At 66.0% G+C, this 13,649-nt stretch carries 13 protein-coding genes, 1 tRNA gene and 1 riboswitch; of the genes, 3 read left to right on the top strand and 11 right to left on the bottom strand.

The annotated features are described in order from the left end of the window. Positions 1-193: 193 nt before the first annotated feature. From rpsA to aroA, 6 genes are all read right to left on the bottom strand, one after another. Positions 194-1,906 (bottom strand): 30S ribosomal protein S1, encoded by a 1,713-nt coding sequence (gene rpsA / locus AC1DSD_RS05500; protein ID WP_066812708.1) that lies wholly within the window; start codon positions 1,904-1,906, stop codon positions 194-196. A 237-nt stretch (positions 1,907-2,143) separates the two neighbouring features. After that, the gene (locus AC1DSD_RS05505) at positions 2,144-2,890 is read right to left on the bottom strand and encodes an acyl-CoA thioesterase (RefSeq protein WP_478028905.1); all 747 of its coding nucleotides are present in this window, start codon (positions 2,888-2,890) and stop codon (positions 2,144-2,146) included. Then, positions 2,890-5,193: a 5-methyltetrahydropteroyltriglutamate--homocysteine S-methyltransferase gene (metE, locus tag AC1DSD_RS05510; protein ID WP_478028906.1), complete on the bottom strand. Its 2,304-nt coding sequence runs from the start codon at positions 5,191-5,193 to the stop codon at positions 2,890-2,892. The genes AC1DSD_RS05505 and metE overlap by 1 nt, the downstream gene beginning before the upstream one ends. A 109-nt stretch (positions 5,194-5,302) precedes the next feature. Beyond that, positions 5,303-5,521: riboswitch (cobalamin riboswitch) on the bottom strand. Positions 5,522-5,724: 203 nt separating this feature from the next. Continuing rightward, on the bottom strand, positions 5,725-6,363 hold the full coding sequence (gene cmk, locus AC1DSD_RS05515) for a (d)CMP kinase (protein ID WP_478028907.1): 639 nt from the start codon (positions 6,361-6,363) through the stop codon (positions 5,725-5,727). 23 nt (positions 6,364-6,386) lie between these two features. Beyond that, positions 6,387-7,379 (bottom strand): proline iminopeptidase-family hydrolase, encoded by a 993-nt coding sequence (locus AC1DSD_RS05520; protein WP_478028908.1) that lies wholly within the window; start codon positions 7,377-7,379, stop codon positions 6,387-6,389. Then, the gene (aroA, locus tag AC1DSD_RS05525; RefSeq protein WP_478028909.1) at positions 7,376-8,707 is read right to left on the bottom strand and encodes a 3-phosphoshikimate 1-carboxyvinyltransferase; all 1,332 of its coding nucleotides are present in this window, start codon (positions 8,705-8,707) and stop codon (positions 7,376-7,378) included. The genes AC1DSD_RS05520 and aroA overlap by 4 nt, the downstream gene beginning before the upstream one ends. A gap of 101 nt (positions 8,708-8,808) precedes the next feature. Here aroA and AC1DSD_RS05530 point away from each other — a divergent pair, with 101 nt between their 5' ends. Further along, positions 8,809-9,129: a TIGR02300 family protein gene (locus AC1DSD_RS05530; RefSeq protein WP_066817326.1), complete on the top strand. Its 321-nt coding sequence runs from the start codon at positions 8,809-8,811 to the stop codon at positions 9,127-9,129. An 89-nt stretch (positions 9,130-9,218) separates the two neighbouring features. Next, positions 9,219-9,294 (top strand) — tRNA-Ala (locus tag AC1DSD_RS05535). A gap of 521 nt (positions 9,295-9,815) precedes the next feature. On the opposite strand, the gene AC1DSD_RS05540 is transcribed toward AC1DSD_RS05535, so the two are convergent. From AC1DSD_RS05540 to AC1DSD_RS05550, 3 genes are read right to left on the bottom strand one after another with little or no spacing between them, the layout of a single operon-like run. Further along, complete coding sequence (locus AC1DSD_RS05540) at positions 9,816-10,055, bottom strand: VOC family protein (protein WP_478028910.1); 240 nt, start codon at positions 10,053-10,055, stop codon at positions 9,816-9,818. Continuing rightward, on the bottom strand, positions 10,055-10,546 hold the full coding sequence (locus tag AC1DSD_RS05545; RefSeq protein ID WP_478028911.1) for a tautomerase family protein: 492 nt from the start codon (positions 10,544-10,546) through the stop codon (positions 10,055-10,057). The genes AC1DSD_RS05540 and AC1DSD_RS05545 overlap by 1 nt, the downstream gene beginning before the upstream one ends. A gap of 9 nt (positions 10,547-10,555) precedes the next feature. Continuing rightward, positions 10,556-11,335 carry a crotonase/enoyl-CoA hydratase family protein gene (locus AC1DSD_RS05550; RefSeq protein ID WP_478028912.1) on the bottom strand — a complete coding sequence of 260 codons (780 nt, stop codon included), beginning with the start codon at positions 11,333-11,335 and terminating at the stop codon, positions 10,556-10,558. Between the two features lie 142 nt (positions 11,336-11,477). Between AC1DSD_RS05550 and AC1DSD_RS05555 the strand changes: the two genes are divergently transcribed. Next, a complete protein-coding gene (locus tag AC1DSD_RS05555; protein WP_478028913.1) occupies positions 11,478-12,059 on the top strand; it encodes a TetR/AcrR family transcriptional regulator in 582 nt (193 codons plus the stop codon). A 69-nt stretch (positions 12,060-12,128) separates the two neighbouring features. Here AC1DSD_RS05555 and AC1DSD_RS05560 read toward each other — a convergent pair whose 3' ends face one another. Both AC1DSD_RS05560 and AC1DSD_RS05565 read right to left on the bottom strand, forming a co-directional pair. Further along, on the bottom strand, positions 12,129-12,497 hold the full coding sequence (locus AC1DSD_RS05560) for a response regulator transcription factor (protein WP_478028914.1): 369 nt from the start codon (positions 12,495-12,497) through the stop codon (positions 12,129-12,131). Then, complete coding sequence (locus AC1DSD_RS05565; protein WP_478028915.1) at positions 12,494-13,369, bottom strand: S1C family serine protease; 876 nt, start codon at positions 13,367-13,369, stop codon at positions 12,494-12,496. The genes AC1DSD_RS05560 and AC1DSD_RS05565 overlap by 4 nt, the downstream gene beginning before the upstream one ends. Between the last annotated feature and the right edge of the window lie 280 nt (positions 13,370-13,649).

Here is a 13,649-nt window from a genome sequence, read left to right on the forward strand (position 1 = left end):
AGTCGAAGGACCACCGGGGCACGTCCCGGTCTTCTCCATCAACTACCCGTTTTTCCGAGAATTTCCCCCTCGCGGAAAAAGGGCCCCCACCGATGCTTATCATAAAGAAAAACCGTCGAACGCAATAGGACCGATTCGACAGTGAAACTGTAACAAAAAGGGTAGCGTCTTCAGGACGCTACCCGTTTTGAGCTTACTTCTTGGTGTCGCGGGCCTTGAGCGCTTCGCCCAGAATGTCGCCCAACGATGCGCCCGAATCGGACGAACCATATTGCGCGACCGCCTGCTTCTCTTCGGCGATCTGCATCGCCTTGACCGAGAAGGTCGGCTTCTTCGAACGATCGAAGCCGGTGACCATGGCGTCGAACTTCTGGCCGACCTGGAAACGCTCCGGACGCTGCTCGTCGCGGTCGCGGCCAAGATCGGTGCGCTTGATGAAGCCGGTGGCGCCATCGTCGCCGACCTGAACCTCGAGGCCCGCATCGCGGACTTCGAGCACGATCACGGTGACGACCGAGTTCTTGTTGAGCTTGTCGCCGGCACCCGAAACCACGGCGGCCGACGGGCCACCACGCTCGAGCTGCTTCATGCCGAGCGAGATGCGCTCCTTCTCGGCGTCGATGTCGAGCACGATCGCGGTCACCATCTCACCCTTGCGGTGCAGGTTGAGCGCATCCTCGCCCGAGATGCCCCAGGCGATGTCCGACATGTGGACCATGCCGTCGACATCGTTGTCGAGGCCGATGAACAGGCCGAATTCGGTGGCGTTCTTGACTTCGCCCTCGACCGTCGAGCCGACCGGGTGAGCAGCGGCGAACGCTTCCCACGGATTGGCCTGGGCCTGCTTGAGACCCAGCGAGATGCGACGCTTGTCCTCGTCGACCTCGAGCACGACGACATCGACTTCCTGCGAGGTCGAGACGATCTTGCCCGGATGGACGTTCTTCTTGGTCCAGCTCATCTCGGAGACGTGGACCAGGCCTTCGATGCCCGCTTCGAGCTCGACGAACGCGCCGTACTCGGTGATGTTGGTCACGCGGCCGGTCATCTTGGCACCGACATGGTATTTGGCGGCGGCGCCATCCCACGGATCGCTCTCGAGCTGCTTCATGCCGAGCGAGATACGCTGCGTGTCCTTGTTGATGCGGATGATCTGAACCTTGACGGTGTCGCCGATGTTCAGAACCTCGCTCGGGTGCTGGACGCGCTTGTAGCTGAGGTCGGTGACGTGGAGCAGGCCGTCGATGCCGCCGAGATCAACGAACGCACCGTAATCGGTGATGTTCTTGACCACGCCGTCGATGATCTGGCCCTCGGCCAGGCTCTGGATGAGGCCCGAACGCTGCTCGGCGCGGGTTTCCTCGAGCACCGCGCGACGCGACACGACGATGTTGCCGCGCTTGCGGTCCATCTTCAGGATCTGGAAGGGCTGCGGAATGTCCATCAGCGGCTGAACGTCGCGAACCGGGCGGATATCGACCTGGCTGCCGGGCAGAAACGCCACGGCGCCGTCGAGGTCGACGGTGAAGCCACCCTTGACGCGGCCGAAGATGACGCCTTCGACGCGGGCCGACTGGACGAATTCGGCTTCGAGCTTGTCCCAGGCGGCTTCGCGGCGCGCGCGGTCGCGCGACAGCATCGCTTCGCCATTGGCATTCTCGACGCGGTCGACGAACACTTCGACTTCGTCGCCAACCTTGAGGTCGGCCTTCTGACCCGGCGCGGCGAATTCACGCAGCGGCACGCGGCCTTCGCTCTTCAGACCGACGTCGATGACGGCCATGTCGTTTTCGATACCGGTGACGGTGCCGTGCACCACGCGTCCCTCGAAGCCGTCGGCGTCGCCAAGGGTCAGTTCGAGCAGTTTCGCGAAATCGTCGCGTGTCGGGTTTGCCGTAGTGGCCATAAAAATATTATTCCTAATCAACTGTTTCCGGCCAACCGGTTGTCTCCGGTGGTCTTGGCCAAAACGCCGCGGCGGCCGAACGCCGACGCGGCATCCGCTGGGCAGACGCTGCGGAGGATGGGCTCAACGCTAAAATGCGAAAAGGGCGCCAGAGGGTACCTCCGCGCCTTCCTCCGCGAGAACCTGCTCGCCGGACGGGCGGGCTCATAGCGATTCCAGAGCGCGGAGGCAAGCGCGTCAGCCGATCGGCGCAGGGCGTCCGGCACGGTCCACCGCCACCATCACGAACTCGGCGGTAGCGGCGCGGCGGCGATCGGCGTTCAACAGGTTTTCCGCCCATAATTCGACGCCAACGCGAACCGAGCTCGTTCCGCTCATCATCACCCGCGCGATCAGCTCGACCATCTCGCCTTCGCGCACCGGCGAGCGGAAGTCGATGCGATCGGATGCCGCCATCACCATCACTGCCCGGGCATGGCGGGTCGAGGCGATGAAGGCGGCCTTGCCCAGCATCCTCAGCGCGTCGCCACCGAACAAGGTGCCGTAATGATTGGTCTGCGGCGGAAACACCATGTCGGCCATGTGCAGCCGGCCATCCTCGGGGTCCGCCGCGTGGTCGAGCGGCGGCAGCGGCAGCTGCGTGTCAGGGCCTTTGACCGCGACCAGGGTGAACAGCCCGCGCGTGCAGAGCCGCCGGGCGCCGCTCAGCAGCTCCTCGGCGGTCAGCTCGATCTCGACATCGACCGACCGCGTCCCCGCGCGGACGACGCGCCCCGTCGCTTCGATCAATTCGCCCTTCAGCGCCGGCGCGGTGAAGTCGATCCGTTCCGAGGCTGCGGTGACGAAGGGCGCCCGGCCATGGCGCGAGGCGGCGAGGAACGCCACCTTGTCCATGTGCGCGAGCGCCACCCCGCCAAACAATGTGCCGTGATGGTTGGTGTCGCCCGGGAACACCATGTCGATGAGGCGGACGACACCCGACATCAGGCCGGTTCCACCACGCGGACGCGCAATTCGCGCGCGGCCGCGACCATCGCGTCGATCGCCGGCTTCACTTCCTCCCATTTGCGCGTCTTCAGGCCGCAATCGGGGTTCACCCACAATTGCTCGGGACGGAGGTGATCCTGCGCCAGCCGCATCAGCGCGACCATCTCCTCAACCGTCGGCACGCGCGGGGCGTGGATGTCATAGACGCCCGGCCCGATCGCGCTCGGATAGCGATAGCGCGCAAAGCCTTCGAGCAATTCCATCTGCGACCGCGCGGTCTCGATCGAGATCACATCGGTGTCCATCGCACCGATCGACGGCAGGATGTCGTTGAACTCCGAATAGCACATGTGCGTGTGGATCTGCGTCGCGTCGGCGACCCCGGCGGCGGACAGCCGGAAGCAATCGACTGCCCAATCCAGATAAGGCTGCCAGTCGCGCCGGCGCAGCGGCAGACCCTCGCGCAACGCCGCTTCGTCGATCTGGATCGCCTTGGCGCCGGCTTTCTCCAGGTCGACAACCTCGTCACGGATCGCCAGTGCGATCTGGCGGCACGATGCCTCGCGCGGCTGATCGTCGCGGACGAACGACCAGTTGAGGATCGTCACCGGACCGGTCAGCATGCCCTTCATCGGCCTGTCCGTCAGGCTCTGGGCATAGCGCCACCAGTCGACCGTCATCGGCTTGGGCCGCGACACGTCGCCGAACAGGATCGGCGGCCGCACGCAACGCGAGCCATAGGACTGGACCCAGCCGCTGACGGTGAAGGCGAAGCCCGACAATTGCTCGCCGAAATATTGCACCATGTCGTTGCGCTCGAACTCGCCATGGACGAGCATGTCGAGCCCGGCTTCCTCCTGCCAGCGGATCGCGCGCTCGGTCTCCTCGCGGAGGAATTGTTCGTACGCCGTATCGTCCAGCGTCCCGCGATTGTGGTCGGCACGCGCGCGGCGCACTTCGGCGGTTTGCGGGAACGATCCGATCGTGGTGGTCGGGAAAGCCGGCAGCTCGAGCGCCTCCGCCTGTGCCGCGCCGCGAACGGGGTAGGGGGATTGTCGCTCGCGATCGCCCGGCGTGATCGCCGCCAGCCGCTCGGCCACCGCTTCATTGTGGATCCGCGGCGAGGTCTTGCGCGCCGCCGCCGCAGCGCTCGATGCCGCCAGATCGTCGGCGACGCTGTCACGACCTTCATTGAGCGCACGCTTCAGCGTCGCGAGCTCGCCGACCTTTTGCACGGCGAAGGCCAGCCATTGCGCGATTTCCGGATCGATCTTGCGTTCGAGCGCGAGGTCGACCGGCGTGTGGAGCAGCGAGCAGGACGGGGCAAGGACGATGTCGCGCTTCGCGGCGATCGGCTCGAGCCGGTCGAGCAACGCGGCGAGATCGGCGCGCCAGACGTTGCGCCCGTCGATCACGCCGAGCGAGAGCAATAGCGACTTGGGCGCCTTGGCCAGTACCGCATCGAGCTGTTGCGGCGCGCGGACGAGGTCGATGTGGAGCCCGGCGACCGGCAAATGGATCGCGAGGTCGAGATTGTCCTCGAGCCCGCCGAAATAGGTCGCGAGCATCAGCTTGACGCCGGCGCGCGGCAGCTTGGCATAAGCGCGGGTGATCGCGTTGCGCTGGCGCTCGCTCAGGTCGAGCACGAGCACCGGCTCGTCGATCTGCACCCATTCGGCGCCGGCCTGGCCGAGCTGGGTCAGCACGGCCGAATAGAGCCCCAGCACCTCGTCGAGATAGTCGAATGGATCGACCCCGCGGCCCTTGGCGAGGCTCAGCCAGGTGATCGGTCCGAGCAGAACGGGACGCGTCTCGAACCCCTGCGCCTTGGCCTCGCGATAGTCGTCGACGATCTTGGCCGAACTCAGCGCGAGCTTCTGCCCGGCGACCAGTTCGGGGACCATATAATGGTAATTGGTGTCGAACCATTTGGTCATCTCGCACGCGGTCAGGCTGCCGTGCCCATGGCCGCAGCTAGCGTCCTCGCCCGTCGTCCCGCGCGCCATCGCGAAATAAGTAGCGAGGTCGGAATCGCCCGCCGTCTTGCCATAGCGTTCGGGGATCGCCCCCAGCATCAGGCTGGTGTCGAGGACATGGTCGTAGAGCGAGAAATCGTTCGACGGGAGCCAGTCGGCGCCGAGCGCCCGTTGCCGCGCCCAGGCGGCGGTGCGCAGCCCGGCGGCGGCTTCGAGCAGATCGGCCTCGGACGATTGGCCCGACCAGAAGGATTCGAGCGCGAATTTGAGCTCGCGGCGCGGCCCGATGCGCGGGAATCCGAGTGTGGCAACAGTGACGGTCATGGTCTTCATACCCCGATGAAAGGCGGAGGCAGAGACCAGACACGAGCACGCACGGGCGACACGGGGCCGACCGCGAATGCAAGCGGCCAGCCCGGACACCCCGCCGGTGGACGTTATCGCGTCGGAGGCAGGTCTCCTGGCTCACGGGTCAACACGCCGGTCCGGCCTTCCCAGGGATTTGGACGCCCCCAGTGACACTCATCGACCGCCGCTCGCCGCTTACAGTTGCGGGGGCAGCGCCGGCCTTGGCCCAAAAGGCCGCACCGGCTTCCCGTCTTAGCTTCGGCGCGGGCGAACCCGTCCGAAGAACCTCGACGTGAGCCTTATCCCGCGCCGAACGAGTCGGGTCAAGCGGGATATAAAGAAATCTTTATATGTTTATTCCTCCCCGTTCACGGGGAGGGGGACCAAGACGCGCAGCGGCTTGGTGGAGGGGGCGAGCCCCAAGCGATGTAGATGAGGAGGACCCCCTCCACCACTCGCTACGCGAGCAGTCCCCCTCCCCGTAAACGGGGAGGATTTAGACCGACGCTACCCGTTCGCCGCCTTCAGCCGCAATTGCCGCTCGACCAGCTCGATCGCGCGCTTCACCGCGGCTTCGATCGACAGGAAGCTGGTGTCGAGGATGCCGGCGTCGGCCGCCATCACCAACGGCGCCGCGTCGCGGCCCATGTCGCGCTGATCGCGTGCGCGGATATCGGCCAGCACCTTGTCGAAGCTGAGCGTGCTGCCGCGCTCTCTCAGTTCGGCATGCCGCCGCCGCGCGCGGATCTGCGGCGTCGCCTTGACGAACAATTTGGCGTCGGCGTCGGGTGCGATCACCGTGCCGATGTCGCGCCCATCGAGCACCGCGCCGCCTTCTTGCTGCGCGAACTTGCGCTGGCGCTGCAGCAACGCCGCCCGGATCAGCGGGTGCGCCGAGACGATCGAGGCACGCTGCCCCGCTTCGTCGCTGCGCAACACGGGATCGTCGAGCAAACTGTCGTCGAAATTGCTCGCCGCGACGGCATCGGCCTCCTTGGTCGGGTCGAGGTCGAGGCGATGCACATTCTCGGCGACCGCGCGGTACAGCAGGCCGGTATCGAGATGCGGCAGGCGATAATGTTTTGCCAGGGCGCGGGCGACGGTGCCCTTGCCGCTGGCGGCGGGACCGTCCACGGCGATGATCATACGCTAAACTCCATCGCGGACCTCTAGGCCCGTGCGTCCTGTCGCGCCAGCCAGCCGCGGATCAATGCGACCGTTTCCAGCGTCCGGTCGGCGAAGATACCATGCGCCGAACCGGGGATCGTGGCATATTCGGCGCCCGGCACGCGCGCGGCAAACCCCGCCAAAGTGGTCGGGCGCGCTTCATCATATTGCCCGCCCAGGAAGATCGTGCGCCGCCCATCGAGCCTGGCCAGCAACGGCTCGCCGTCATAATCCTTGAGGCTGCCGGTGCAGGCGAACTCGCTCGGCCCCCACATCGCATTGTAGAGCTTCGGGTTGAAGCCGTTGGGATGCGCGCCGGCATAGGCGATCGCGGCGGGCTTGGCCGGCTCGCGGCCGTTGAACGCGCGGTAGAAAGCGTTGACGCCGTCGTCGCACCCGCGGCTGGGCCCGGTGTCGCAACTGGCGATCTGCGCCTGTACCGCCGCCGGCAAGGTCGCCCGCAAGGCATTGGCGTCGGCGATCCAGCTCTTGGTCGACACGAGGGGACTGGCCATCGCCAGCCCGCGCAACGCCGCCGGCCGCCGCGCACCGTATTCGAGCGCGAGCGTGCCGCCCCAGCTATGCCCGAGCAGGTGCCAGCGATCGACGCCCAGCGCTTTCCGAACCAGCTCGATCTCATCGACGAAGCGTTCGACGCGCCAATTCTTCGGATCGTTGGGCCGGTCCGACTGCCCGCTATCGAGCTGGTCGTAGAGGATCACCGCGCGCTCGTCGGCCAAAGCGACCGCCGGCATGAAATGCTCATGATCGCCGCCCGGGCCGCCATGCAGCATGACGATCGGCGGCTTGGCGCCGTTCAGTCTGCCGTTGACGCGGACATAGACGCGCCCGCCCTCAACCGGGACCATTTTCTCGAGATTGGGCGCCGGATAGCCGTCCGCCTTGCGCGCGAACAGCGGACGGGGGAGGGCGAAGCTGGCGCCGAGCGCGAGGCCACCGGCGAGCAACTCGCGGCGGCCGACCATGCGGCTCATGCGCGGCCCGCCAGATGCTCCAGCGTCTCGAAGAACACCGGATAGCTCGTCGCGACCGGGGCGACGTCGTCGATCGTGATCGGCCGCCGCGCGACCAGCCCCGCCACCGTCATCGCCATCGCGATGCGATGATCGAGCAAAGAGGCGATCGTCGCGCCGCCGGGGATCGGTTCGCCGCCGCTGCCGGTGATCGCCAGGCCGTCGTCAAATTCCTCGACGCTGACGCCACAGGCCTGGAGCGCCGCCGCCATCGCCGCGATCCGGTCCGATTCCTTGACGCGCAGCTCGTGCGCGCCGCGCGCGACCGTGCGCCCCTCGGCCAAAGCCGCGGCGACGAACAGCACCGGATATTCGTCGATCATGCTCGGCGCGAGATCGGGCGGCACATCGATCGCCGCCAGCGCGGCGTGGCGCACGATCAGATCGGCGACCGGCTCGCCGCCGACGGTCCGCGGATCGACCTCGGTGATGTCCGCGCCCATCATGCGCAGCGCGGTGAAGATGCCCGCGCGCGTCGGGTTGAGCCCGACATTGGCGATCGTCACTTCGCTGCCCGGTACGATCGACGCCGCCACGGCCCAGAATGCCGCCGAGCTGGGATCGCCCGGCACGACGATCTGCTGCGGCTTCAACTCGGCCTCGCCATGGACCGAGATCACCCGCCCGCGATTGGTCGCCTCGACCGTCAGATTGGCGCCGAACCCGGCCAGCATCCGCTCGCTATGGTCGCGCGTCGGCACCGGCTCGATCACCCGCGTGATCCCCGGCGTGTTGAGCCCGGCCAGGATCACCGCCGACTTGACCTGGGCCGAGGCGACCGGAAGCGTATAGTCGATCGGCACCGCCGGGCAGATGCCGCGCACCATCATCGGCAAGCGGCCGCCTGGGCTCGACGTGAAGTCCGCCCCCATCAGCGACAGCGGATCGATCACCCGGCCCATCGGCCGCTTGCTGAGCGAGGCGTCGCCGATGAACGTAGCGGTGATCGCATGGCTGGCGACCAGCCCGGCGAGCAGCCGCGTCGACGTCCCCGAATTGCCCATGTCGAGCGCGCCCGCCGGCTGCAGCAATCCGCCGACTCCGACACCCCAGACGCGCCAGATCCCGTCGTCGTTGCGCTCAATAGTGGCGCCCATCGCCCGCATCGCGGCGGCGGTCGCCAGCACGTCCTCGCCTTCCAGCAGCCCTTCGATCCGGCTTTCGCCGACCGCCAGGCTGGACAACATCAGCGAACGATGGCTGATCGACTTGTCGCCGGGCACGGTGACGCGGCCGGTCAGGCCGGCGGACGATTCGATCAGGAGAGGTTTGGGAGCAGCATGCGACATCGGTCGCGGGCTTTGACAGCCACCTTGCGCTATGGCAAGGCGCGCGCCACTTTAGGGGTCGATCCCCGAAATTTGCATTAAATCGAAAGGTACAAATCGGCATGGTTAAGCCGGAATGGGGCACGAAGCGTACGTGTCCGAAATGCGCAACGCGCTTTTACGATCTCGGCAAGGACGACCCGGTGACCTGCATCAATTGCAACACCGCCTGGGCGCCCGAGCCGATCCTGAAATCGAAGCAGCCGCTGCCGTTCGAGGTGGTCAAGGCCGAGAAGCCCGAAAAGGACGATTCGGATCTCGAGGGTGACGATCTGGAGATCGGCATCGAAGACGAGGGCGAGCCTTCGGCCGACGATGAAGTCGATCTGGGCGGTGACGACGATCTCGGTGTCGAGACCGGCGGCAACGAAGACGAGAACTGATCGACGCAATTTTTTAAGGCAAGCGGGCTAACGCCCGCTTGTCAAAGGGGCGCCGTCCGGTTAGGGGCGCCTTCCTTCCCGGAAAGTGTGGGGCCGTAGCTCAGCTGGGAGAGCGCTGCAATGGCATTGCAGAGGTCAGGGGTTCGATCCCCCTCGGCTCCACCAACCCCTTCCGTAGGACTGAAAAAGCCCGCAACGCCTGATGGCGCGGCGGGCTTTTTCGTGACGGTTTAAACTGGCACGAATCTCCCGACCGCCACCGAAGTGTAGCGGGGGGCTACCGGGCGCTCCGCTTGCCGCTGGATAACCAAGAAGTCAGTTAGCAGCTGCCACGATGGTTAGCGCTGACTGCGTAGCCCCGGAACCCCAGTGGGCCGCCGACTGAAACAGTCTCGGTGCCCGGAATGCATTTGGTTGTGACGCAGGTGTGAATCCTTTTTGCTCGCTTCTTGGCCGCGGCGTTTGCTTCGTCGCAAACAGCTTGCGGGGACTTCCCGTTCGCCCAGTGATATGAGCCGGCAAATGACGGTGTCGCTACGCAGAGTAAAGCGATACCCAATACGATACGCATAGGCCCCTCCTTATGGAGGCGATAAGTTGCCACCGTCCGCCGCCGCCGTCGATCACAACTGCTACCAGAATGGGGCTAATGGTCTGGGCTCAGACAAGGCTTGGCTCGCGTTGCCTCAATAGGGAGCTTTTCGTGCCTGTTTAAACTGGCACGGATCTCCGATCTTCATGAACACATTGCGCGCTTCCGCATAGACGCCTTCCCAGACGACCTCGGCGTCGAACCAGGTCCGGTAGAAGGCGATCGTGGACGCGATGTCCGAGGCGAACAGATGCGTGTGCTGCAGAGGGTACCGGGCCGGGGAGCCGTAGGGGTAGTGCCAGTCCTCGGGCGAGGACGACGCGGTGTCGACCATCAGCCCACCGCCTCGCGCCCGCCGATCGCCGCGCGAATCGCGGCTGTCCGTTCCGGCGTGAAGACCCCGCTGGAGAGCAGATCCAGGATCGACAGCACGCCGCCGCGCGAGCCCCACGAACCCTCGTCGATCACACGGAAAGTCACCCACCACCCCGGCGGGGCCGCGGCAAGATCGCAGGCCTGTGCCAGAGCGCCAAGGATATTGGTGATCACCTGGGTTCGAACAGGCTGGGGCCAGGCCGCGTCCATGACCGCCACGTCGGCCGACAGGAGGTCGATCGGCTCGGGCGCATCGGAGATCAGCACGCCGCCGATGGCCATGGCGGCGGGCTCGAGTTCGATGAAACGAACCTGAAAACCGGCCCGCGCGGCGGGGGCGGGCTGTCCCACCTCGGGCACAAGGACCGCGTCGGTCAGCGTTTGGGCCAATGTCCGGCGTTGAGCCAGATCAAGGCGCCCGCGGGGCGTCGTTACAGTGATGATGGTCATGGCTGGCTCCTATTTGCCCGTGAACGCCGCAGCGCGGCGCTCGATGAACGACATGATGCCTTCCATGGCGTCCGCGCTACCAATTACCCGTCCCCGGATCTCGGGCACATAGGCGATCGCCGCGGCCTCGCCGCCGGCGAGATAGCTCAGCGCAGCTTCCTTGGTGACCTGGATACCCAGGGGCGCGTTCTGGACGATGCGTTCGGCCAGGGCCATGGCGCGCTCGACTTGCTGGCCGGCCGGGACGACCTCCTGCACCAGGCCGATCTTGTAGGCCCGCGCGGCGTCGAACTCGTCGCAGAGCAACAAGTGATACATCGCATCGCCCCAGCCGGCCCGCGTCAGGTAGCGGAAGTGTGCGCCGCCTAGCGGGGCGATGCCGCGCTTCGCCTCCAACTGGGCGAAGCGACTGGTGTCGGCCGACACCACGATGTCGCCGGCAAGCATGATCTCCACGCCTACCGTGTAGACGACGCCCTGGACGGCGGTGACGATCGGCTTGCGGCAACGGCCCTTCAGTCCAAGCGGATCGACCGCGTCATCCGGGATCGGCTTGGGGTCGGCGCCGGGGCCGAAGAATTTGGGCATGTCGAGGCCAGCGGTGAAGTGGTCGCCGGCGGCGCAGATCACGCCCGCCCAGAGCTCTGGGTCACGGTCGAGTGTTGTCAGGCCTTGGGAAAGCTGCAGCATCATTTCCGGTGAGAAGGCGTTCTTCTTTGCCGCGTTGTCGATCGTGATCTTCAAGACCCGACCGTGGCGTTCCCAGGTGACCTGGCCCTCGGCGTTCATTGGCGTCTCTCCCCATTGTGCATTATGCCTGTCATGCTCATCAGCATGATGATCATAATTCACATCGGCGCGCAAGCGCCGTATTGGACCCCGATGTCTGCCCTGCTACGACGGGTGGACGAGGCATCTGGATCGGAGCGCGATGGGACACTCACAGGCCGAAAAAGCGCAGAGCCGCGAGAAAATTATCGCTGCGGCGGCCTTGCAAATCCGCGAGAGCGGCATCGACAATCTGTCGATTGGAGAGCTGATGCATTCCGTCAACCTGACCCATGGCGGCTTTTACGGGCACTTTGCGTCGCGGTCGGTGCTGATCGCCGCGGCGCTGGATCGCGCGCTGGAGGACGGTGAGAAAGCCAGTCTGGCGATCACGGTGGCCAAGGGACGGCGGACTCTTAAGTCGGTCGTCAACAGCTATCTCAGCCCGGTGCATCGTGATCATGCCGCCGAAGGCTGCGCGGTCTCGGCGCTTTCCAGTGACGTGGCTCGGGCCGACGAGGAGGTGCGCGCCATCATGCAGGCGCGGCTCACGCGCTTCTTCGAAGAGACCGCGGCTCTGTTGGGTGACGATGACACCATCCGCGCCCTTGAGGTCTGGAGTCTGATGACCGGGGCGCTGTCCCTGGCGCGGATCTTCAAGGGCCAGGCGGTCTCGGACGAGATCCTCAAGACTGCGCGCGCCGCCATCCTCGAGCTCGCCGACGGCGAGTTCGCCAGCGGATAGGTCCGGGGTGTGTCGTCGTGAGGTGATGTCGGCCACGGTTCGACAGGCACGGATCGCCCCGGCGCCATTCTACAAATGGATGATCCCCCGCCGCGCCGCGTGCGCCACGGCATCCGTGCGCCCGGTCGCGTCGAGCTTGTCGATCAGCCGCCCCACATGGAATTTGGCGGTGTCTGGTGAAATACCGAGCCGCTGGCCGATCGCCTTGTTGGACAGACCTTCGGCAAGCAACGCGATCACGTCGCGCTCGCGCGGCGTCAGCTCGAACCCGTGCTCGCCCGCGTCGGACGCGCTAAGGACCAGGTCCGACGCTTCGTCGGCGCCCACGATCCGCAATTCCGGGATCCGCCCCAGGATGTCGGCGAGCCGGGCGGCGAGTGTCGGGTCATCGACCTGGATCGCCAGACGCAGGCCCGCCGCGGGATCGCGACTGCTCACCGGTCCGGCCGATCCCCGATCGTCACCGCCACCTCGAGCGGCGCTCCCCCGCGCCGAACGCCAAGCACGACCTCGGTGCCGATCGGCGTCGCCCGCAGCGTCCGCAGCAGCGCGCCGACATGCGGCAGTCGCTGGCCGGCCCAGGACAGGATGATGTCTCCCTGATGCAGGGCGGCGCGCGCCGCCGGGCTCTCACGCTCGATCGCCATCACCATGGCGCCATGGCCACCGTCATCGAGCGGCACGTCCTTGAGACCGACGCCGAGATAGGCGATCTGGACCCGGCCGTGATCGAGCAATTGCCGGGCGACGCGATCGATCGTCGCCGCCGGGATGACCAAGGTCCGGCCACGCGGGCCGCGCACGGCCATGCCGAAAGCGCTGCCGGCGCCATCGACCGCCAGGCCGCCCTCGGCGCGCCGCCGCAGCCGCAGATCCAGTTCGATCCGGGCATCGATCGTGCCGCCGCGCATCGACTGCCAGGCCGCGCCGACCGCGGCGATGCCGCCGAACGCGATCAACGGCGCGCTATCGGCCGCCGCGACAATCAAGGCGAGCGCGCCGGGCCGGACGGCCATGTCGGTCAGGGCCGCCACCGGTGCCGTCAAACCCTCGACCCGGAGCAGGGCAATATCGGTCGCCGCGTCGCGCCCGATCAAGGTCGCACTGCGCACCGTGCCGTCGGACTCCTCGATCTCGATCGACCCTTCATCGGCGAGCGTCTCATCGGGCGTGATCACCAACCCGTCGCGCCAGACGAAGCCACTCGCCAGCGAATGGCGCGATTGCACTTCGACGATCGAGGGCGTGGTGGCAGCGGCGAGGTCGGCGATCGATGCGGAAAGCTCGGCGAGGGGCGATGTAATTGTCATGGGAAATCTCCTGAGCACGGGAGATAGGGTGCCGCCGCGATGTTTCGCTACTGCCCGGTCGGGTAGGCTCGTCCGCCCGATCGCCGGTGCCAAAGGCATTTTCGTGCCTGTTTGAACTGGCCCGGATTTCCGGGTCACGGTCATGGGGCTTGCACAAGACACGTCAGCGTTTTTCGATCGAAGCAAAATGCCGAGTTGTAATTGAATCGCCATTAGTTGCGGTATTTTTGGTGAAGTGTGCATAGCTCCTTAAATAATAATCCGATTTTGCTGCAGGCGT

The organism is Sphingomonas sp. P4_D12, from assembly GCF_056401895.1.

Coding starts and splice junctions, on each gene's coding strand:
- AC1DSD_RS05540 (WP_478028910.1), bottom strand. CDS start 10,055: ATGGTCGACACCGCGTCGTCCTCGCCCGAGGACTGGCACTACCCCTAC.
- AC1DSD_RS05545 (WP_478028911.1), bottom strand. CDS start 10,546: ATGACCATCATCACTGTAACGACGCCCCGCGGGCGCCTTGATCTGGCT.
- cmk (WP_478028907.1), bottom strand. CDS start 6,363: ATGATCATCGCCGTGGACGGTCCCGCCGCCAGCGGCAAGGGCACCGTC.
- AC1DSD_RS05550 (WP_478028912.1), bottom strand. CDS start 11,335: ATGAACGCCGAGGGCCAGGTCACCTGGGAACGCCACGGTCGGGTCTTG.
- AC1DSD_RS05555 (WP_478028913.1), top strand. CDS start 11,478: ATGGGACACTCACAGGCCGAAAAAGCGCAGAGCCGCGAGAAAATTATC.
- metE (WP_478028906.1), bottom strand. CDS start 5,193: ATGACCGTCACTGTTGCCACACTCGGATTCCCGCGCATCGGGCCGCGC.
- AC1DSD_RS05520 (WP_478028908.1), bottom strand. CDS start 7,379: ATGAGCCGCATGGTCGGCCGCCGCGAGTTGCTCGCCGGTGGCCTCGCG.
- rpsA (WP_066812708.1), bottom strand. CDS start 1,906: ATGGCCACTACGGCAAACCCGACACGCGACGATTTCGCGAAACTGCTC.
- AC1DSD_RS05505 (WP_478028905.1), bottom strand. CDS start 2,890: ATGTCGGGTGTCGTCCGCCTCATCGACATGGTGTTCCCGGGCGACACC.
- AC1DSD_RS05565 (WP_478028915.1), bottom strand. CDS start 13,369: ATGACAATTACATCGCCCCTCGCCGAGCTTTCCGCATCGATCGCCGAC.
- AC1DSD_RS05530 (WP_066817326.1), top strand. CDS start 8,809: ATGGTTAAGCCGGAATGGGGCACGAAGCGTACGTGTCCGAAATGCGCA.
- aroA (WP_478028909.1), bottom strand. CDS start 8,707: ATGTCGCATGCTGCTCCCAAACCTCTCCTGATCGAATCGTCCGCCGGC.